15 protein-coding genes, 2 tRNA genes and 1 pseudogene are annotated in these 19,818 nt (G+C 43.1%); 14 read left to right on the plus strand and 4 right to left on the minus strand.

Annotated elements, in window-relative coordinates:
- Positions 1-96 precede the first annotated feature (96 nt).
- Both ACYRYY_RS03145 and ACYRYY_RS03150 read right to left on the minus strand, forming a co-directional pair.
- Positions 97-363 (minus strand): hypothetical protein, encoded by a 267-nt coding sequence (locus tag ACYRYY_RS03145; RefSeq protein ID WP_460214041.1) that lies wholly within the window; start codon positions 361-363, stop codon positions 97-99.
- Complete coding sequence (locus ACYRYY_RS03150; protein ID WP_460214042.1) at positions 363-2,330, minus strand: cation:proton antiporter domain-containing protein; 1,968 nt, start codon at positions 2,328-2,330, stop codon at positions 363-365. Before ACYRYY_RS03150 ends, ACYRYY_RS03145 begins: the two co-directional genes overlap by 1 nt.
- A 104-nt stretch (positions 2,331-2,434) precedes the next feature.
- Between ACYRYY_RS03150 and ACYRYY_RS03155 the strand changes: the two genes are divergently transcribed.
- From ACYRYY_RS03155 to ACYRYY_RS03170, 4 genes are all read left to right on the plus strand, one after another.
- The gene (locus tag ACYRYY_RS03155) at positions 2,435-3,169 is read left to right on the plus strand and encodes a PhnD/SsuA/transferrin family substrate-binding protein (RefSeq protein WP_460214043.1); all 735 of its coding nucleotides are present in this window, start codon (positions 2,435-2,437) and stop codon (positions 3,167-3,169) included.
- The gene (locus tag ACYRYY_RS03160; RefSeq protein ID WP_460214044.1) at positions 3,166-5,751 is read left to right on the plus strand and encodes an ATP-binding protein; all 2,586 of its coding nucleotides are present in this window, start codon (positions 3,166-3,168) and stop codon (positions 5,749-5,751) included. The genes ACYRYY_RS03155 and ACYRYY_RS03160 overlap by 4 nt, the downstream gene beginning before the upstream one ends.
- Positions 5,752-5,828: 77 nt before the next feature.
- Positions 5,829-5,901: transfer RNA gene (locus ACYRYY_RS03165), tRNA-Gly, on the plus strand.
- 17 nt (positions 5,902-5,918) lie between these two features.
- Positions 5,919-5,989: transfer RNA gene (locus ACYRYY_RS03170), tRNA-Cys, on the plus strand.
- A 134-nt stretch (positions 5,990-6,123) separates the two neighbouring features.
- On the opposite strand, the gene arsB is transcribed toward ACYRYY_RS03170, so the two are convergent.
- On the minus strand, positions 6,124-7,305 hold the full coding sequence (gene arsB / locus ACYRYY_RS03175; RefSeq protein WP_460214045.1) for an ACR3 family arsenite efflux transporter: 1,182 nt from the start codon (positions 7,303-7,305) through the stop codon (positions 6,124-6,126).
- A gap of 13 nt (positions 7,306-7,318) precedes the next feature.
- A pseudogene (locus ACYRYY_RS03180) lies at positions 7,319-8,116 on the minus strand (arsenite methyltransferase).
- A 119-nt stretch (positions 8,117-8,235) separates the two neighbouring features.
- On the opposite strand from ACYRYY_RS03180, the gene ACYRYY_RS03185 reads away from it, so the two are divergent.
- The 10 genes from ACYRYY_RS03185 to ACYRYY_RS03230 all read left to right on the plus strand — a co-directional run bounded on the left by ACYRYY_RS03185 (position 8,236) and on the right by ACYRYY_RS03230 (position 19,811).
- Complete coding sequence (locus ACYRYY_RS03185) at positions 8,236-8,664, plus strand: arsenate reductase ArsC (RefSeq protein WP_460214046.1); 429 nt, start codon at positions 8,236-8,238, stop codon at positions 8,662-8,664.
- 156 nt (positions 8,665-8,820) lie between these two features.
- A complete protein-coding gene (locus ACYRYY_RS03190) occupies positions 8,821-9,684 on the plus strand; it encodes a substrate-binding domain-containing protein (RefSeq protein ID WP_460214047.1) in 864 nt (287 codons plus the stop codon).
- Positions 9,668-11,047 carry an ATP-binding protein gene (locus ACYRYY_RS03195; protein ID WP_460214048.1) on the plus strand — a complete coding sequence of 460 codons (1,380 nt, stop codon included), beginning with the start codon at positions 9,668-9,670 and terminating at the stop codon, positions 11,045-11,047. The genes ACYRYY_RS03190 and ACYRYY_RS03195 overlap by 17 nt, the downstream gene beginning before the upstream one ends.
- Positions 11,025-12,404 (plus strand): sigma-54-dependent transcriptional regulator, encoded by a 1,380-nt coding sequence (locus ACYRYY_RS03200; RefSeq protein ID WP_460214049.1) that lies wholly within the window; start codon positions 11,025-11,027, stop codon positions 12,402-12,404. Before ACYRYY_RS03195 ends, ACYRYY_RS03200 begins: the two co-directional genes overlap by 23 nt.
- A gap of 149 nt (positions 12,405-12,553) precedes the next feature.
- Positions 12,554-15,085, plus strand: a complete 2,532-nt coding sequence (locus ACYRYY_RS03205) for a molybdopterin-dependent oxidoreductase (RefSeq protein ID WP_460214050.1) — start codon at positions 12,554-12,556, stop codon at positions 15,083-15,085.
- An 11-nt stretch (positions 15,086-15,096) separates the two neighbouring features.
- On the plus strand, positions 15,097-15,852 hold the full coding sequence (locus ACYRYY_RS03210; RefSeq protein WP_460214051.1) for a 4Fe-4S dicluster domain-containing protein: 756 nt from the start codon (positions 15,097-15,099) through the stop codon (positions 15,850-15,852).
- Positions 15,853-15,931: 79 nt separating this feature from the next.
- Positions 15,932-16,540, plus strand: a complete 609-nt coding sequence (locus tag ACYRYY_RS03215; protein WP_460214052.1) for a TorD/DmsD family molecular chaperone — start codon at positions 15,932-15,934, stop codon at positions 16,538-16,540.
- Positions 16,541-17,071: 531 nt separating this feature from the next.
- Positions 17,072-17,824, plus strand: a complete 753-nt coding sequence (cas6, locus tag ACYRYY_RS03220) for a CRISPR-associated endoribonuclease Cas6 (protein WP_460214053.1) — start codon at positions 17,072-17,074, stop codon at positions 17,822-17,824.
- A 10-nt stretch (positions 17,825-17,834) separates the two neighbouring features.
- Positions 17,835-19,352 (plus strand): TM1802 family CRISPR-associated protein, encoded by a 1,518-nt coding sequence (locus ACYRYY_RS03225; RefSeq protein ID WP_460214054.1) that lies wholly within the window; start codon positions 17,835-17,837, stop codon positions 19,350-19,352.
- On the plus strand, positions 19,353-19,811 hold the full coding sequence (locus ACYRYY_RS03230) for a hypothetical protein (RefSeq protein WP_460214055.1): 459 nt from the start codon (positions 19,353-19,355) through the stop codon (positions 19,809-19,811). It begins immediately after the preceding gene.
- Positions 19,812-19,818 lie beyond the last annotated feature (7 nt).

Below are 19,818 nucleotides of genomic sequence, written 5' to 3' on the forward strand. Positions count from 1 at the left end.
CCCTTTGCGCATATAAAAATATATTACCAGATAAAAACAGGATTAAGCAGAAAAAATAATAATAATACAAAAATATAGGAAAATTTAATAAGCGTTTTACATACCTATTTTAGCAGCAAAAAGAGCATAGCCTCCGCAAAGGCCGTAAACGAACGTATGAGGATAAATACTGTAAGACACAACCCCAACTAATACGGCAAAAAAAACACCTGCAAAGCTGAGTTTTCTCATATAAGCCTCGTATTCCTCCCGCCCACTTTCATCAGGAAAACGCCTGCTGACCAAATATCCTTCCAGCCGTGAGCAGGCAAATCCCCCGATCATAAAACCGCTTAAAAATATCAGTATATTATCAACATTCATCAGAAACTCTTCATAAAATTCTGTACTGCTTCATCATCACCCATGAGGACAAGTTCATCCCTTTCATCCAGAACAAATCCACTGCCGGGGTTTGCCATCACCTGCTGCCCTCTTCTCACAGCAAGAAGCGAAACGCTGTAGCGAAAACGAAGATCAAGCTCACGCAGTGTTCTGCCGGCTATGCGTGAACCCACGGGAACAGTGACATTCTTTATGTTCATCCCGGTGAGGCAGATCCCTTCGTTATATGCAGCTCTGGATTCCGAACCGTTTGAACCGCCATGAACCTCATAGCGTATGCCGGATGCTATGCGTTCTATCTCTTCGGCAGAGATCTGGTACTTCCTCAGAACACGGGAAAAAGTCTCAATTGCGGTTTCATACTCCTCAACAATTATCTCATCGGCTCCGAGTTCTTTGAGAGGCTTAATTTCAGTTACGTATCTTGTTCTTGCCAATATATATACAGTGGGATTTTCACGCCTCGCAGTCTCCACAACCTTTCTCACCGCAACAGGGTCAGGCAGCGTTACAACCACTATCCTTGCACTGTGCAGGCTTCCATGCTCCAAGACAGCAGGCTGTGAGGCATCACCATAGAAAATAGGAGTTCCCAGCTCTTTTTCTTTTTTAACAGTTTCAGGGTTCATTTCGATAACAACAAAGTCTATCCCTGTTTCCTTCGCTGCCCTTGCGGTATTTCTGCCGTTAAGCCCGAATCCGGCGATTATAATATGATCAATAAGCTCTTTTGTATCATCTTCTTTTTTCTCATGGAGATAACCGAAACGAAGCTTTGACGGCAGAGGAAGAATAGAAAGAACATCCGCCAGCTTCGGAGCTGATATAATAAGGAAAGGCGTTGTTGCCATTGATATAACGGTAACTGCAATTAAGAATGAGTAGGTGTCCGCATCTATGAGTCCGGCGGCGGCTCCGGCAGCTCCGAGAATAAATGAAAACTCGCTGACCTGCGCCAGTGAAAGCCCCGAAAGCACGGCAACCCTCATTGGGTAGCCGAGTACATTTACAACAAAGCCTGTGACAAGGAACTTGAAAATAATCAGCAGAAGCACACTGAGAATTATTCCGACAGGATTAGCCATCACCACAGACGGGTTAAGCAGCATTCCTATGGAGACAAAGAAAAATCCGGTAAAAACATCTTTAAAGGGAATAACATCCCCAAGCGCCTGCTGGCCGTAACCCGATTCACTGACCACTATGCCCGCAAGAAATGCACCGAGCGCAAGTGAAAGCCCAGCCATTGAAGTAAACCACGCAACACCAAGACAGAGAAGAACAATCGTAATCATAAAAAGCTCTCTGTTTCTCGTTGAAGCCACATGGTAAAGAATCTTCGGGACAATTGTACGTGCGCCGAAAAACACAAAAACAACAATAAGAACAGCCTTGCCAAGCAGAAGTCCGACTTCGCTTATTCCCCCGCCCTCCCCTGCAAGCACAGGCACCATGAACATCATAGGTATAACGGCTATATCCTGAAAGATTGAAACCGCGAGGGCTATCCTGCCGTAAAGAGAGTCAACTTCGCCTCTGGCGGCAAAAACTTTGAGCATAATCGCAGTTCCTGAGACAGCCGCCATCATCCCCACGAAAACTGCGCTGTTTATGTGATAGCCTGCGATATAAGCTATTACAGCAAAAACAAGTATAGTGCCCGCAACCTGAAAACCGCCGCCGAAAATAGCCGGACGTTTCAGAGAAATAAGTGTCGCAAGAGAAAACTCTATGCCTATTGTAAACAGAAGGAGAACAACGCCTATCTGAGCCATCATGTCGACCTGCTCCACACCGTGAATCAGACCAAACCCGTTGGGTCCCACCAGAACACCGGTGAGCAGGTAACCCATTATTTCAGGTATTTTAAGTTTTCCTGCTATAAAGAGAGCAAGTGCGGCAAAAAGAAATATTATCGTAATATCAGACAATAATGGAATACCCATCAGTAATCTCCGTCCTATTCTGCTTATAAAAACGAGTCAGCCGCATTTACAATAAATCACTTCACAATGTATAATACGGCATTAAGTATATTTTCAGGCAGTTTATGAAGCTATTAATAACAGTACTGTGCTTTCTCTTTTTTAACATAGCCTTTGCCGATAAAACAAGTATTGTTTTGGGTATAGTTCCGCTTTATTCTGCATCAGAAACCCTTGAAATATGGGGTCCGGTTGCTGTTTATGCGGAGAATGAGGACTTGAAAATAATCATCAGAACCGAGCGCTCCACACAGGATTTCGAGTCGGGACTTATGTCAGGCAAATATGATGCAGCTTTCATGACAGGAGAGCAGTACCAGAAAGCCCTGCTCCGTTACAGAGCAATTGCCGTTCCCTCCGACCGGACAATGAGAGGTACTGTCATCACCCACAAAAACAGCGGAATAAACTCCATTAAAGATCTGAATAACAAATATATTGCCTTTGCATCGCCGGATGAATATGTATCTTCCTCTATGACACAGGAAATACTAAAAAATAATGATATAATATTTAAACCGGTTTACCTTAACTCTGTCAGTTCTGTGGTAATAGGCATAAAGAAACAGCTTTATCCCGCGGGGTCGGTTCTGGAAGGATTTTATGAATCGGAGGAAGATCTAAAGGCTGTTTTTACCACTGAAGAATCCGCTTCTTATGTGGTGGGCGTATCAAAGAGAGTAAACAACGAAACAGAAGAGTATCTCAAAAAAATACTGACAAATTTACATAAAAACAAGAAAACTGCGGAAACAATGAAAAAACTTCACCTTTCATCCTTCATTCTGCCGGAGAAATGATGATTTTAAGCAATATTCCCATGTCATTCAAACTCAAAATAGCCATCGGTGTGGTTTTCATCCAGATAGTCACAACCGTTGCCGCACTTTACGTCAGCGTAGGATTTCTGAAAACTTACGGAGTAAAAGAGATCACTGTACGTGCCGAAACAGCGGTGACACTCCTTGGTTCTTCAGCTCAGGAGGCTATACTCGTCAATGACTTTGCCCTGCTGGACAGCCTTACAAAAAGCCTTGCAGCTCACGATGACATCACATACGCCCGTGTGAAAAACGAAATAGGTTCAACTGTTGCCCAAAACGGAAAGTCAGAATATGCTCACAGTGTATTTGAATCCGATTCAGATGTAAGAAGCGTCGCTGACGGTTCTTACGATACCTATGAGGATCTGTATAATGGAGATTATTATATAGGCAGGGTTGAAGTAGGTGTTGCAACTGCCGCATATACATCCTTTATAAGAAACACTCTTAAAGAGATGTTTATTCTTGCTGCAATACAGATTTTCACCACACTCATTTTTTCTTACATTCTCGCCCATATTCTTACAATGCAGGTCTACAAAATAGCAGACGCCTCCGCACGAATAACCGCCGGTGAGCTTGGGGTTACAGTTGCTGTGGAAGGCAGCGATGAACTTTCAAAAGTGGCAGATGCCTTTAATACCATGTCCCTGACAGTCAGAGACAGTCATGCGGAACAGGAGAAACTGCTTCACGACTTCAGCGAGGCAAAAATGCTGGCTGAGGAGGAAACAGCTAAAATTCGTGTTATTCTGGAAACAGTTGTTGATGCCATTGTAATCATCAAACAGGACGGCAGTATCACTGTTTTCAACAACGCAGCGGAAAAAATGTTCGGATACACTGAAGAAGAACTGCTCGGCAAAAGTGTGAATATTCTCATGCCTTACGATGCGGCAGTCAATCACCAGAAAAGACTTGATGAGTTTGACTTCAGTAAACGTTCTCCTGTAATAGGAATAATAAGGGACATCGAAGGTGTACACTCAAATGGATCAGTATTCCCCATCGAAATGGCTGTCAGTGCATCAATGTTAAACGGCGAGGTATTCTTTACCGGAGTCATAAGAGACGTAACAGAAAGAAAGAAAAACGAACAGGAACTTATTAAGGCCAAACAGACAGCAGAAGAGGCAAGCAGGGCAAAAACCGCTTTTATGGCTGTTATGAGTCATGAAATACGAACCCCGATGAATGTTGTAATAGGTCTTGTGGATGTTCTCAAAACTGATGAAACCGACAAAAGCAGACTCAGCAAGCTGAACAGCATTGCCGGAGCGGCTGAAAGCCTTATGGGCATACTGAATGATTTGCTTGATCTCTCCAAGCTTGACACCGGCAAAATGGAGCTGGAAAATGCCGGCTTTAATCTTCACGAGGTATTCAATATAACTGCGGATTTCTTTTCATATGCAGCATCAGAGAAAGGGCTTAATTTGTATATGTTTATGGATGAAAATGTACCCCAGAGCGTTAAAGGAGACAAGCACCGTCTCCGCCAGATTCTCTCTAACCTGATCGGAAACGCAGTTAAATTCACCCACACAGGCAGTATTACTGTTAAGGCTGATGCACACAGGGATGAGACTGGGTGGAAACTTTATGTGGAAGTCAGTGATACGGGCATAGGCATCAGCAGCGAAAATATCGGCAAAATATTTGAGGAATTCACACAGGCTGACCAGTCCATGTCCAGAAAATACGGCGGTTCCGGTCTGGGGCTTGCCATATGCAGAAAGCTTGTCACAATGATGGGCGGAGAGATATATGCAGAAAGTACCCCCGGCAAAGGCAGTTCTTTTCTCTTTTCCGTAAAATTTGAAGAAGCAGAGGAAGAAATTAAAAAAACTCCGAAGCCAATAGAAACAAGTCTGGACAAACCTTCTGTACTTATTGCAGAAGATTCTGAAGATAACAGAAACCTGATCAAACTATACGCAAAGAGTATTCCTGTCAGAATCACCTTTGCAGAAGACGGGCAGGAAGCCCTTAATAAATATAAAAACAACACTTATCACCTTGTTCTTATGGACAGAAGAATGCCTGTTATGAGCGGAGACGAAGCAGCGGAAGAGATACGCCTGATCCAGAAAGAAACCGGGGAAAAAACACCTCTCTTCAGCTTTTCAGCAAACAGACCTGATGAAACAGACTTTCCGAAGGATCTGTATGATGGTCATTTCAGTAAACCTTTTAAGAAAAAAGATCTGGAAGAATTTTTCATGAATATATTCTCAGGAACCATCAGCAGCGAATCGGGGGAGGATCTCAGAATAAGCATAGATCCTGATCTTGCGGATCTTGTCCCCGCCTATATTGAGCGAAAGGCTGAAGAAATAATAGAAATGCGCAGAGCAGCGGAAATAATGGATTTTGAAAAGACCGAAGCAATAGCCCATACCATAAAGGGAACGGGCGCAAGCTACGGTTTTATTATCATCACAGAAACAGCAAAAGCAATAGAAGACGCAGCAAAAAAGAAGGATAAAGACGCTGTAATGCAGAATATACGCAGTCTTGAAGACTACACTCAAAAAGTCAGGAAGATCCTGATATAACTTACAAAAAAAAATAAAAAAAATGAAAACTACTTATTGACAAACCAAACTCACAAAGGTATATATATCTTCCCGTTGCGGGTGTAGCTCAGTTGGTAGAGCGCAACCTTGCCAAGGTTGAGGTCGCCGGTTCGAGCCCGGTCACCCGCTCTTTTTTTTATCTAAATGGCGACGTGGCCGAGTGGTTAGGCAGCGGCCTGCAAAGCCGTGTACCCCGGTTCGATTCCGGGCGTCGCCTTGAAAAAGCATTCCGAGGGCTTCCGGTATTTTCCGGCAAGCCCTTTTTTGTCGCCCATTTTTAGTTTGGAGCTGTCCTATATTTTTTTAGACAGTCCCTTGTTTTTTAGCCATTCATATGACAATAATGCTGTATCATGCTTCAAACCATTTTTCCGTCCGTTTGCATATCCCGACCAACATAAGCATCACCGGAACCTCTATCAGCACCCCGACCACAGTGGCGAGCGCAGCTCCGGAGGAAAGTCCGAACAGCATTACTGCTGTGGCTATTGCCACTTCAAAGTGGTTTGAAGCACCAATCATAGCAGCGGGAGCAGCATCTTCATATCTGAGTCTGAGCATCTTTGCGCCGGCATAGCCCAGAACAAATATAAAAACTGTCTGAATGAACAGCGGAACAGATATCCACAATATTGTCAGCGGATTAGCGAGTATAACGTCTCCTTTAAAGCTGAAAAGCAGCACAAGGGTGAGCAAAAGGGCTACTATTGTCACCGGAGTAAGCAGGTGGAGAAACTTTTCCCTGAACCACTCCTTCCCTTTTGCACTGATTATAAGCTTTCTGGAGAAATAGCCAGCGACCAACGGCAGCGCCACATAAACACCGACTGAAAGCAGAAGTGCCTGCCACGGAACAGGAAGCTTGCCCACACCAAGGAGGAATCCGCCGAGAATTCCGTAAAGTACAAGCATTGCGAGCGAGTTTACAGCGACCATGACAAGAGTGAGCCCGTCGTTTCCTCTGGATAGGTAGCCCCACACCAGAACCATGGCTGTGCAGGGAGCAATGCCCAGAAGGATACATCCCGCAAAATAACTCCTCCAGAGAGGGATCTCAAGCATCTTCACTCCATCAGCAAGCACCACAGTACCTGCTCCATGAATGCTGCCCACGGGAAGATCAAGTCCGAAGGGCATTTTAACCAGATCCACCGCCTCTGCTCCTATGAATCCCCTGAACAAAAAGCCGAGGAAGACAAGAGCTATTGCGTACATTGTGAAGGGTTTTACGCACCAGTTTATAAAAAGGGTGAGAAATACAGGTCTGCCGCTTCTGCCCGCTCTGACTACCTTTTCAAAATCTATTTTCACCATTATGGGATACATCATGAAGAAAAGGCAGACTGCAATCGGCAATGACACTACAGGAGTGCCATTCACATTGATCGACATCCCGTCCAGAGTTTTTGCCAGATCAGGGGCGATCTTCCCGAGGGCTATGCCGCCGATTATGCAGAGAGCGACCCAAAGGGTAAGGTATTTTTCAAATATGCTTGTCATTCTGCGTTCATCGGCGCAATTTATATTGCTCATCAATTTCTCCTTATTATTTAACGGCTTTAATCACTGCAGAAACAACATAGTCTTCTATTTTGCTGCCCGGTGACCATTCTGAGATGAACTCACGGCTTTCATCCTTAGGCGTTATGCTTATGCTGCTGAATCCGCTTCTGTGCATCATTTCCTTAAGCTCTTTGATATGGGATGCGCCCGCCATACAGCCGGTGTACATGGCAAGATTATCTTTAATCTCATCCGGCAGTTCGGCTGTCGCTACTATGTCCGAAACAGCGATTCTTCCGCCTTTTTTCAGGACACGAAAGCATTCCCTGAAAACTTTTTCTTTGTCGGGCGAGAGGTTTATTACACAGTTGGATATTATTGCATCCACTGTTGAGTCTCCTGCCGGAAGGTTTTCAATTTCTCCCAGCCTGAAATCAACATTGCTGAAACCATTTTCTTCGGCTGTTTTGCGTGCTTTGCACACCATTTCCGGTGTCATGTCCACGCCTATCACCAGTCCGCCAGCACCCACTGCTTTTGAGGCAAGAAAGCAGTCAATCCCCCCTCCGCTTCCCAGATCCAGAACAGTTTCCCCCTTCTTCAGCTCCGCTTCAGCTATAGGATTGCCGCAGCCCAGACCCAGATTGGCGCTTTTCGGAATGGACGCCAGCTCTTCTGCGGAGTAGCCGAGAACGATAGAAATTGATTCTGCGTCCGCAGCTTTTCCGCTGCCGCAGCATGATTCTGTTTCACATCCGCATCCGGCAGGCTACGCCACGGCGAATTTTCTGTAATTATTTCTCACTGCTGCTCTTATTCCGTCTTTACCGCTTTGGCTCATGCTGCCTCCGAAACTTTTGACATTTATTTGTATTCTTCATGAGAATTTCTTATTTCTATATTTATAGAAATGAAGCAGCGGAAATGCAAGTTAAAAATAAGTCAGATTTCGGAGGAGCCATGTCCAGAAAAAAAGTTCTTTTCGTATGCGTGCATAACAGCGCAAGGAGCCAGATGGCGGAAGCCCTGCTCAATAATATCGCCCCCGACAGATTTATAGCAGAAAGCGCAGGGCTGACACCCGGCACACTGAACCCGTTTGCAGTGGAGGCAATGAAGGAAATAGGCATAGATATTTCAGGAAACAGCGTGGACAGTGTTTTCGATTTTTTCAAGGCTGGCAAAATTTTCAGTCACATTATAACTGTCTGCGATGCAGAAGCTGCGGAAAAGTGTCCGCTTTTTCCCGGAGTTGAAGTTAAGCGCATTCATTGGACTTTTCCGGATCCTTCTTCTGCGGACGGCACTTATGAAGAAAAACTTCAGGTAGTGAGAGAAATAAGAAACATGATCCGAACAAAGCTTGAGGAATGGTTGAAAACCGCATAAACAATTTGAGCAGCTGGGATATTTCTCCCGGCTGCTTGCTTAACAAACTAAATTATCCTTTCAATTCTCTCATTTTTATGGTTATCATAATGGCTATTGGACTCCAATACAGCTTTAATGTTTTCACCTCCAATACCCAGTGTAGGAGAAAAACTAATGAAAAATGCCTTTAACCTTTTATTACTTTTCTGTTTATCCGTGTTTCTGCCCTTTGAAGGTCATACGCTTGAGAAAGATACAATACGGTTCGGTGTTGCCTCTGTTATTTCCCCCGGGGAAAGCTATAGCCAGTACAGTGCGCTCAGTGATTATCTGGGGAAAAAACTAAATATGAAAGTTGCTTTTTTCCAAAAAGATAGCTACGCAAAAATGAATACAATGATAAGAGATGGTGAAGTGGATGTGGCAACTGTCTGCACCGGCGCTCTTCTTGACCTGAATGAAAAAGATTATAAAGTTCTCGCCATTCCGGTTGTCAGAGGAAAATCGTCTTATCATTCCTATATAATTGTTTCCGAAAAATCAGGTATTAAATCAGTTGATGAACTCAAAGGACAAACATTTGCCTTCACAGACAGCCTTTCCAACAGCGGTGCCCTTTATCCAACATATCTTATCACAAAGAACACCAATCAGAATCCTGACCGCTACTTTTCCAAGGTTTACTATACCGGCAACCATGACAAATCAATATTCCTCGTGAACAGCGGAGTAGTGGCGGGTGCGGCAGTTGACAGCCTGATATTTGAATACTTCAGGGAAAAGTATCCAGAAAAGGTTGCGAACATCCGTATAATCGATATTTCGCCCGAATTTCTTGCTCCTCCCATAGTGGCATCAGGTAAAGTCCCTGAAAAGCTTTTCAAGCAAATGCAACATATCCTGACAAACATGCACAAAGATGACGAAGGACGGAAAATCCTCGGCGGTATTCTCGTTGACATGCTGATTCCCCCGGACAGTCACAGTCTGGACAGTATGATAGAGATGAAGAAGTTTCTTGATGCGCATTCCCGATAGATTTGTACCCGATTCATTCAGAAGCAGGGTTCTGCTGCTGATAATTTTCCTGGGTATTTCAGCTATGGTGCTTGAACTTGCCGTAGTAACTTCCTTCCAATACCAGTTCATCAGAAAAGGAGCGGAAAACACTCTTGTGAGCCAGCATAAGGTCATAGAGTCCTACATTTCCGAGGCTATGCTTTATGACAACATATATGACATGTATTCTCTGCTGAAAGCATCGACAGACGCCCATGAGTTCATAAAAAACATCTATCTTTTCGATAGTAGCGGCAGACTTATAGTCGATGCCCTGACTCAAAGCGGATGGGATGAATCTATGCGTAAGGGGTGGTATTTTGAATACAAGATACTTGCCAAAGACGAAGTGATAGGAAAAGTGGTTTATGTTCTTAACAGCACATACGTGAGCAGTGCCGTTGCGCTTCAGTTTGTGGAAACATGCTTTTTTTTCCTGATTCTTCTGGGAATAGGTCTTATTTTTGCCACAAAAATATCTGTTTTCATTACCAAGCCCCTGCAATCTCTTTCAAATGAAATAAATAAATTCACTCTGGACAACCTGCCTGAAAATCTTGAAACAGACAAGTATGCGACAACTGAAATTAAAGCTTTTGCAAAAACTCTGGGAAATATGTCTCGCACACTCAAAGAAGCGCTCAGTGAAATTTACAGACAAAGCGAACAGATTAAAAGAAACGAAAGACTCGCAACAGTGGGAACTATGGCTGCGGGGCTTGCTCATGAGCTTAAAAACCCGATAATGACAATTAACCTGCTGTCAATGAGCCTTAAGGAAAACCATTCAGACCCCCAGTCCGCCGAAGACCTTGCTGTCATGCGTAAGGAATCTGACAGAATCGTAGCTACACTGAATGACTTCCTTAGTCTATCCAGACCAATGGAGGTAAGACTCGAAAAAACATCCTCCCATGCTGTAACAGCGTATCTTGTTCAGTATATTAAAAGCAGATTCAAGGACAGTATTTCAGCTGTGGTTCAGGCCGGCAGTAATGTATCCTTTACCAGCGATCCTGAAAAGCTGTATCAGGTGATGATCAGCATGGTGCATAACTCAGTTGAGGCAGGAGCTACAGGAATTAATTTCGGTTTTGGACGTGAGAACGGGTTTGCGGTGTTTGAAATTTCTGACAACGGATGCGGAATACCACTGGAAAAACAATCCAAAATCTTTATGCCGTTTTACACATCCAAGTCAACAGGAACAGGACTGGGGCTTACATACACTGAAATGATTCTGGAAATTCTCGGCGGTGGGATCGAATTAGACAAAACATACACCGGCGGTGCAAAATTCATTATAAAAGTGAAGGACTATGAAAAAGATACTGATAATTGATGATGATGCTTCTCTTTGTTACGGCATGAAGCGGGTTCTTTCCGGCGAATATTTTGTTTCAACCGCCTCATCCTCGGAAGAGGCTTTTGAATATCTTAATAGAGCCAGCTTCAGCCTAATTCTGCTTGATTACAGACTTGGCTCTGAAAACGGTCTTGAGGTACTTGAAAAAATTAAGGGGCTTGCTCACTCACCACCGGTCATTATGCTCACGGCATTCGGAACAAGTAATACCGTGCTTGACTCGTTTAAACTCGGAGCAGTAGATTTTCTCGTCAAGCCTGTTGACTATGAAGAATTAACAGCATGTATAGAAAAATACGCACAACCTGAGAAAGCGTTTTGCGGAGAAGACGCATTGAATCTGGATGATATAACAGATGCAGACAATGCATTTGTAGGTTCATCCCGCAAGATCCGTGATGTGTTCAAGCTGATAGCCACTGTTGCAAATTCAAATACTCCTGTTTTTATTACAGGAGAAAGCGGAACCGGAAAAGAACTGATAGCAGGCCTCATTCATGAACGAAGCCATAGAAGAGACAAGCCTTTTGTGGTGATAAACTGTGCAGCTATCCCCCGCGAGCTTCTTGAAAGTGAGCTTTTCGGCTATATCAAAGGGGCATTCACCGGAGCGCATCAAGACAGAACAGGAAAATTCGAGGCCGCTCACACAGGAACCCTTTTTCTGGACGAGATAGGTGAACTGCCTGTTGAACTCCAATCTAAAATGCTGAGAGTTCTCCAAAACGGCGCAATAGAAAAGCTTGGTTCAAATAAACCGGTTCATGTCGATGTCCGTATTGTTTCTGCAACAAACAGAAACATAGACGAACTCATCGCTAAAGGGGAATTTCGTCCCGATCTTTTCTACAGATTAAATGTTGTGGATATAAAACTTCCTCCTTTACGGGAAAGAAAAGACGATATACCACAGCTCGCTGCTTTCTTTACTGCCAAATACGCCCGTGAAGCAGAGAAAAGTATCTGCTGTATTGACAGAGAGGTAGTTGATATCTTCAGTGCCTACCCATGGCCCGGAAATATCAGAGAAATGCAGAATGTAATCAAAAAAGCAGTCATATTATCATCCTCAAACAGAATAACAGAATCTGACATCCAACTTACAGGACAAAAACATGAACAAAACGGGGAAACAGTCTCTGCGTTGTCAGATTATTTATTTGCTAAATTTCCCTCTGATACCTTAAACCGCAGTGTCGAGGAACTTGAAAAAATACTCATTGAAAAGAGTCTGCTGAAAAACTCAAACCACCTCACACACACCGCCGAAGAACTTGGAATAACCAGAGTAACCCTGAATGCTAAAATGAAGAAATACGGCATTAATATTTAACATTTATCTGTATAGATACTATACATACTTGTATAGTATCTATACTTAGACTGGTCTAATTTTTCTGATTTATCAATGTTTTAGAGCAATATCACATGGCATCCGTTTTGCATTAAACTATTTAGTTCAGTTTAACTAAGGAGGAACGGATGCGTATAAGCAGAAGGAATTTTATTAAAGCTTCCGCCGCCGCAGGTGTAGTTGCTGCGGTGGGCTGCGGTGTTTCCGGCAACGCCCTTGCCCCGGCAAAAGGCGAAAAGAAAATAGGCGAAACACCTGGAAAATGGATTTCGACATCCTGTCAGGGTTGCACAACATGGGATCCCATACAGATTTTCGTTCAGGACGGAAGAGCTGTAAAAGTACGAGGCAACCCGAACAGTGAATCCAACAAGGGCACTTGCTGTCCCAGGGCACACCTTACTCTGCAGCAGGTTTATGATCCTGACAGAGTTAAAGTTCCAATGAAAAGAACAAATCCTAAAAAAGGCAGAGGTGTTGATCCTAAATTCGTACCAATTTCATGGGACGAAGCTCTTAACACCATTGCAGATAAAATGATGGAACTCCGCAACAATGGAGAAGCACACAAGTATATGCTTAACCGTGGACGTTATACACACATGAATGTTTTGATTTATGATGCAATGACAAAAATCTATGGTTCTCCAAACAATATAAGCCACTCCTCTATCTGTGCTGAAGCTGAAAAATCCGGGGCATTCTTCACTGAAGGGCTGTGGGACTATCGTGACTACGATATGGAAAACACAAAATATATGCTGATTTGGGGTCTTGATCCGCTCAGTTCAAACCGTCAGGTTCCTTACACAATAAAAATGTTTGGTGATGTTCTTGACCGTGCCAAGGTTGTGGTGGTTGATCCTAAAATGAACGCCTCATCAGCAAAAGCTCATGACTGGCTTCCTGTTATTCCCGGTGAGGATGGGGCGCTGGCGGTTGCAATTGCCCATGTTATCCTGACTGAAGGCGGCTGGAACAGAGAGTTTGTGGGTGATTTTACTGACGGCATAAACCGCTTTAAAAAAGGGGAAACCGTAGCAGAAGATACTTTTAAAGAAGTTTATACAGGCGGGCTTGTTAAGTGGTGGAACATAGAGCTTAAAGATAAAACTCCTGAATGGGCAGAAAAAATCTGCGGTATTCCTGCCGCAAAAATATATGAAACAGCAAGGGATATGGTCAAGGCTGCCCCTAATGTTGTTGTCTGGCTTGGACCGGGTGCTGCCATGCACGTCAGGGGAACTTACTCTGCTATGGCAGTTCATGCCTTAAACGGTCTTCTCGGAAGTTGTGACAATGTCGGAGGAACTCTCGCCGGTTCAAAAATCCTCGGGAACGATCTTCAGAAACTTGACCCTTATATTGATGATACAGCAAAGAAAAAAAATAAAAAAATCGATCAGAGAGGAACCTTAGCTTTTCCGGCAATGGCAAAAGGAAAACCCGGCAGCGGAGTTATTACAAATAACCTGCCTGATGCTATAATGGCTAAAAAACCATATGACATCAAGATGGGACTTGGTTACATGAACAACTTCCCCTTCTCCGGCACAGGTGCCCAGAGATGGGAAAAAATGTTTGCTGAAAATGAAATTTTCTATGTTCATATTACGACCCATGCTTCAGAGCTGACTATGTTTGCTGACATTGTGCTTCCCGCTGCCCAGACAACCACAGAAAAATGGGCATATCTTAAGAACAAAGGTGCCCAGCACGGTTACAGTACAATTCTTCAGCCGGTAATCAAACCTGTGTGGGATGTTAAAGCAGATGAAACTGAAATCCCTTTTCTTATTGCCAAAAAACTTGCAGAAAGAGGCTTCACAAATCTTCTGGATTTCTACATGAACGAATTCAAAGATTCTGAAACAGGAAAAGCTCCGGCTGATGAGAAGGAATTTACTGTTAATGCTGTCAAATATTACACCAAACCCGCATGGACAAATACAGATCCTTCTATCGGGGATGTAATAGGTTCATGGGAAAAGTTCAAAGAAATAGGAGTATGGAACTCCGCAAAATACAAACCACGCAGCAGGTGGGGTAAGTTCAAAACAGTCACTCATAAGTTTGAATTCTATAGTGATACTCTCAAAAAAGCGCTTAAAGACCATGCAGAAAATAATAAGTCTGATGTCGACAAAGTTCTTGAAGTATGCAATTACGAAGCCAGAGGCGAAAAAGCATTTGTACCTCACTATGAATCTCCTTTCCGCTACGGCAGCACAGAAGAATACCCTTTCACTTTTGTTGATCACAAGTCACGTCTCAACAAGGAAGGAAGAAGCGCTAACTGTACATGGTATATGGAGTTTAAAAAAGTCGATGCAGGCGATGCTAGCTGGGAAGATGTACTCAAGATGAATCCTGCTGATGCTCAAAAACTCGGTATAGCTGACGGAGAAATAGCGAAAATATCTTCTGTCTCCGGCACATTCTTCACCAAGGTGCGCTACTGGGAAGGCATCCGACCGGGAACAGTTGCAAAAGCTTACGGTCAGGGACACTGGGCATACGGCAAGGTCGCTTCCAAAAAATTCGGTAAAGAGGCTTACACATTTAACAACAATGAGCTTATCCCTGCCGATTACGACAGACTCACCGGAGCGACAGCAAGAAACGGCGGTCTTTGCGGCGTGAAAATTGAAAAGGCGTGAGGAGGTAAAAAATGGCTCAATACTGTATGGTAATAGATCTTCAGAAATGCGTTGGGTGCGGAGCTTGCGGAATAGCCTGCAAAACGGAAAACAACACATCCGACAGAAAAAACGGACAAACTTTCAACTGGGCAGATTTTATGATCAGAATGGAAGGAAAATTCCCGGATGTTAATTTTGCTGCCATCCCTGTTCTCTGTAATCACTGTTCAAATGCCGCATGCGTTGAGGCATGCCCTGTTGAACCCAAGGCAATGTTTAAAACGCCCGAAGGCATAACTATGCACAATGATGAACGCTGCATAGGCTGCCGTTCCTGCCAGATAGCATGCCCTTACAGTTCAGAGGATATTGCAGCAGAAAAAGCGGAGTACAGCGTTATAAGCTTCAATTTTGATGGTGAAGATGTACACTCGGCATACACCTCAAAAGTTGCGGTAATTCCCGGCGGAACCGCCACCGGCGAGGAAACTGCAAAGAAAACAGGCGGGCTTCCCCCCTATAAAACCGAGTACTCACATCCTGAGTATGAAGCTGTCCGCAGAGCAGGAGTTACTGAGAAGTGCTACCTCTGTCACCACAGGCTAATGGTCAATGAAAAGCCATGGTGTGTAAAATCCTGCCCTTCAGGCGCAAGGGTTGTGGGCGATAAAAACGATCCGAACAGCGAAGTTAGCAAACTCCTGACAAAATATTCTTCCATGGTGCTTAAACCTGAAGAAGGAACACAACCTAATGTTTACTATATAAGAAAGTTTAAGGTGTAGCGCACCTGCTGCACTTTGAAAAACCAGCGGCGGAGGGGTGACTCTCCGCCATTATTCAACTTTTTACAACGGAGTGAATATGGAAACGAAATTCCCCGAAGCGGCTGTGATAAAAACAGAAATCTACAGACTTTTTGCCCTGTGTTTTTATCCGCCCAAAGAAACAATACTGGAAGAAAAGACAATAATCGAATCACTTGCCAGCGGGCTGGATTCGCTTGGAATACATAAAGAGGCAAAAGAACTGAGAACGGCTTTTGCAGAAACAACAAATGAAGCACTTGAATTGGATTTCGCCAAACTTTTCATAGGTCCGTTTGAGCTGCCTTGCCCGCCTTACGGTTCTGTTTATCTTGAAAAGGACAGGCAGATCATGGGTAAAACAACAATGGACGTTGCGGCAATTTACGAAGCCGCAGGCCTTCAGGTTGAAGAAGAAATGCACGAACCAGCAGATCATATCGCAATCGAGCTTGAGTTTATGTATCTGTTAGGTTCACGCATAAAAAGTAAAGATGAAAACAGAAACAAAGAGGACGCTGATACATTGTCCGAACTCAAAAGAATGTTTGAAAGTTCATATTTTGTACCATTTGCATTAAAATTTTCAGATGCCGTTGCAGAAAATGCCGAAACTTCATTTTATAAAAAAACCGGAGAAGCTTTGAAAAAATTTGTAACTGCCTAAAAAATAACACCGACAGGGTTTTACCTCCATATTCCTGCCCGTACTTTAACCGCAGAAGAACGGGCAGGTTTTTTTATTCCGAGCATAGTACACGAAGCACATTATTCTCCCGATCATAGTCCCTGTTTTCTTCGGATGTTCCGATTGTGAAGAGTACAAGAAGGCGCACCTTCTCCGAAGAGTGCCCTTATCGAGATATTCATCTCAGGCTTCAGCCTGTGCGCTGAAAACAATAACTTCGACAAAGAAAGAATTTTTCAGATTTGAGTTTGTTTGCGGCAATGCCGAATTTGCAGAGTGCAAATTCACTGCCTTTTTACTCTAGAGGTATTCCAGCTCCGGTTTTCTGGTAAGGTTATGGTATGCTAGGTGTGATCATGAAAGCACCTCCTTACCATGTAAAAGCTAAGAAGGTGGGGAAGGATTTACAAAAAATTTATAAATGATATAATAACGGAGAGTTACAAATTATTTCAGTCTAGAAACTGTACATATATCCTTAACTTAAGGATAACATTATCAGGGAACTAAATGCGGATAAGAATCAATTTATCATCTAATGAACAGATATGTTTTCCCAAGGGGTATCTGAAATATAATCAGGCATTCATATACAACCTTCTGGACAGGCTGGATGCGAACTGGCTGCATGAAAAAGGCTTTGTTTTTGAAAAACGATCGTTCAAGCTGTTCACCTATTCGGATTTTCTCGAAAAGCGGATATATGACAGAGAAAAAGAGGTTTTTATATTTAAAGACCGATTCCTTAGTTTTTATGTGTCCTCCCCTGTGGACTGGATACTTCAGCAGACAGCGGCGAATGTTCTCAAGAGCGAACTGGTGCGGATTGGCTCCAACCTTTTGACTATTGACAGTGTCGCTGTGATGAAGGAGCCGGAGTTTTCAGAAAGCGTACAGAAAATCGGCACACTTTCCCCCATCACTATGCACTCAACCATAGAGCAGAACGGCAGGAAATTCACCCTGTTTCACACCCCCTTTGAGGAGTCCTTTTCGGAGCTAATCAACAGGAATCTGCAAAAGAAATGGACTGCCCTGCACAACGAGGACTGCAGATACAACATCAGTATAAAACCTCTTTTCAATGACGAAAAGCACCAGAAAATAACTTATTTCGGAACAAATAAACAGACCCGCACGCTGATTAAGGCATGGGCAGGCAGATTTGAGATCGCCGGAGAACCGGAATTCCTCAAATTTGCCTTTAATGCCGGTCTCGGCGCACGCAACTCACAAGGTTACGGTATGGCGGAAGTGGTATGAGGTAAACTGTATGAGCTTGGCATATAAACTGAAACAAATCGGCGATGTACTTACGAAGGATGAGATTCTGGATTCGGTGATAACCAGTCCCGAGACAAAAGATCCGACTTACATAAACATTGATTTTGCACTTCATAACGGCAGTGTGACAGGATTCAGAATTTCGGCTGATGCTCTTTCCAGAGACAATTTTGTTTTCACTGTGAAAATGGGCGGAAGCGGAACAGGGATGTATTACATGTTTCCGAACCTTGCCATTAAGGATGAACCTTTAAACAAAAAGCTTCCCCAGCTTATCAACTCTCTCAGATCCTCAACCTCTGTCTTTGCTAATGACTGCAACAAAAGCACATGTGAGGCGGTTCTTGAATACTTTGATGATAATGAAAAGCTAATCGAAGAGCGAATCAACAATTACAAGAAAGGGAACTATATTTTCTGGTTATCAGTAAATGGAAAAACATTTAGTGAATTGATGCCGGAAGTAATTGATAACTGGTATGAAAACCCTGTCGACATTGAACCATCCGCAAAAGAGGGAGTGGATTTTTTTACAGGTGAAAAAACTGATATAGGTTACAAGCCTGACTTTAAGGTCTTTTCATATGACAACTACCACAGCAGTCTCAGCCACAGAGTTGTTGATAATATCCCTCTGTCAAAGGAAAGTGCTGTTAAAATTAAGTTTGCATGGATTTATATTCTTAAGAACCTTGTGTTTTATTTCAAAGGAATTGAGTACATAATAATACCCAACGTACTGTCCGGATCACCGGAAGTTGTAAGGATGGTTATCCGACGTCTCAGAATGGCTCACCTCGCTTCCAAAGAAAATTCAGATAAGCTCAGACTATTTTACGAACAGGAAAAAAAACTGACAAAAGATATTAAGAAACTAAATGAAAAGAAAAAACTCACAAACGATGAACAACTCAGAATTTCAGAACTATCAACAAACTTACAGTCTGTTTCCGCCGAAGTTGCTGAACTTGAAAGAGGGCTGGTTGCAGAACTCAGCAGCAACGCAGATCACCTTGAAGAACTGAAAAACTCTGTCATACTTGGTTTTATTTTCACAGACATCAACAGAACCAACCTTTCTTTTTCCATAAAAGGTTCACTGGAGGATATTATCCCCAGCAGACTGAGCGAGGTTGTCAGAACTATGAAAGACTGCAACATTGCAGACGCAGTCAAACTGGGCAAACGAGATAAGGAAAGCGTGCTTCTTCAGGATTTCTTCCACAGATATGAACTTCTTTATGCGCTGACAAAATCCAGCAAAAAGAACAGCAATACAATACTGAAGGAGCAGCTTTATATAGCACGCCTGCTTCTGACAGATGAAAAGATTTCCATGGATGACCTTTTGCAAAGATTCGAGTTTAACCGTGAGTTTGACTACCTTCATAAAAAACGTATGAAAAACAACATTAAAACATGGATAAGCTACCCGACAGGGTTCGTAAAGAATGAAACAGCAATTTTGCATTTTTTGAGAACACTTAATAAAATTAAGGAGCAATAAATGGACGAAAAAAAATCTTTTGCAGAATACCTTGAAAGAAGAACAGCAGAAGACACTGCTTCTTTCTTCACTAACCCTGCAATACAGAAGTCATACTACATCGGAGCGTATTCATATGCGGTAATAGCCAGCTCATATTATTCTGAAGTTAGCCATCAGAATACCACATTCAAAACATGGCTCTCAAACCAGATAATCAACTACAGTAATCTTTTCAGAATTTTTGAAATGGCAGAACGTTTTGAAAGAAAGCTAAGGCTAAATATCAAAAATTCCTCTGAAGTCCGCAAGCTTGTACACAGCAGTCCGGTAACCAAAACAGCAGGAATTTCCAGTGCAAAAATATCATATGCCTTTATAGCCGGATTTGACGACTACAAAGACTTCATCAAATCAACGGGGGGCAAAACAGCTGAACCAGACCAAACAGATGATGATATAAAAAGCAGTGAAGATTAGGAGGATG

This window comes from Geovibrio sp. ADMFC3 (assembly GCF_054687035.1).

Bases quoted from the DNA above. Each gene is read 5' to 3' on its own strand.
- ACYRYY_RS03200 (WP_460214049.1), top strand. From the start codon at position 11,025: ATGAAAAAGATACTGATAATTGATGATGATGCTTCTCTTTGTTACGGC.
- ACYRYY_RS03160 (WP_460214044.1), top strand. From the start codon at position 3,166: ATGATGATTTTAAGCAATATTCCCATGTCATTCAAACTCAAAATAGCC.
- ACYRYY_RS03195 (WP_460214048.1), top strand. From the start codon at position 9,668: ATGCGCATTCCCGATAGATTTGTACCCGATTCATTCAGAAGCAGGGTT.
- ACYRYY_RS03155 (WP_460214043.1), top strand. From the start codon at position 2,435: ATGAAGCTATTAATAACAGTACTGTGCTTTCTCTTTTTTAACATAGCC.
- ACYRYY_RS03225 (WP_460214054.1), top strand. From the start codon at position 17,835: ATGAGCTTGGCATATAAACTGAAACAAATCGGCGATGTACTTACGAAG.
- ACYRYY_RS03185 (WP_460214046.1), top strand. From the start codon at position 8,236: ATGTCCAGAAAAAAAGTTCTTTTCGTATGCGTGCATAACAGCGCAAGG.
- arsB (WP_460214045.1), bottom strand. From the start codon at position 7,305: ATGAGCAATATAAATTGCGCCGATGAACGCAGAATGACAAGCATATTT.
- ACYRYY_RS03210 (WP_460214051.1), top strand. From the start codon at position 15,097: ATGGCTCAATACTGTATGGTAATAGATCTTCAGAAATGCGTTGGGTGC.
- ACYRYY_RS03190 (WP_460214047.1), top strand. From the start codon at position 8,821: ATGAAAAATGCCTTTAACCTTTTATTACTTTTCTGTTTATCCGTGTTT.
- ACYRYY_RS03230 (WP_460214055.1), top strand. From the start codon at position 19,353: ATGGACGAAAAAAAATCTTTTGCAGAATACCTTGAAAGAAGAACAGCA.
- ACYRYY_RS03215 (WP_460214052.1), top strand. From the start codon at position 15,932: ATGGAAACGAAATTCCCCGAAGCGGCTGTGATAAAAACAGAAATCTAC.
- ACYRYY_RS03205 (WP_460214050.1), top strand. From the start codon at position 12,554: ATGCGTATAAGCAGAAGGAATTTTATTAAAGCTTCCGCCGCCGCAGGT.
- cas6 (WP_460214053.1), top strand. From the start codon at position 17,072: ATGCGGATAAGAATCAATTTATCATCTAATGAACAGATATGTTTTCCC.
- ACYRYY_RS03150 (WP_460214042.1), bottom strand. From the start codon at position 2,330: ATGGGTATTCCATTATTGTCTGATATTACGATAATATTTCTTTTTGCC.
- ACYRYY_RS03145 (WP_460214041.1), bottom strand. From the start codon at position 363: ATGAATGTTGATAATATACTGATATTTTTAAGCGGTTTTATGATCGGG.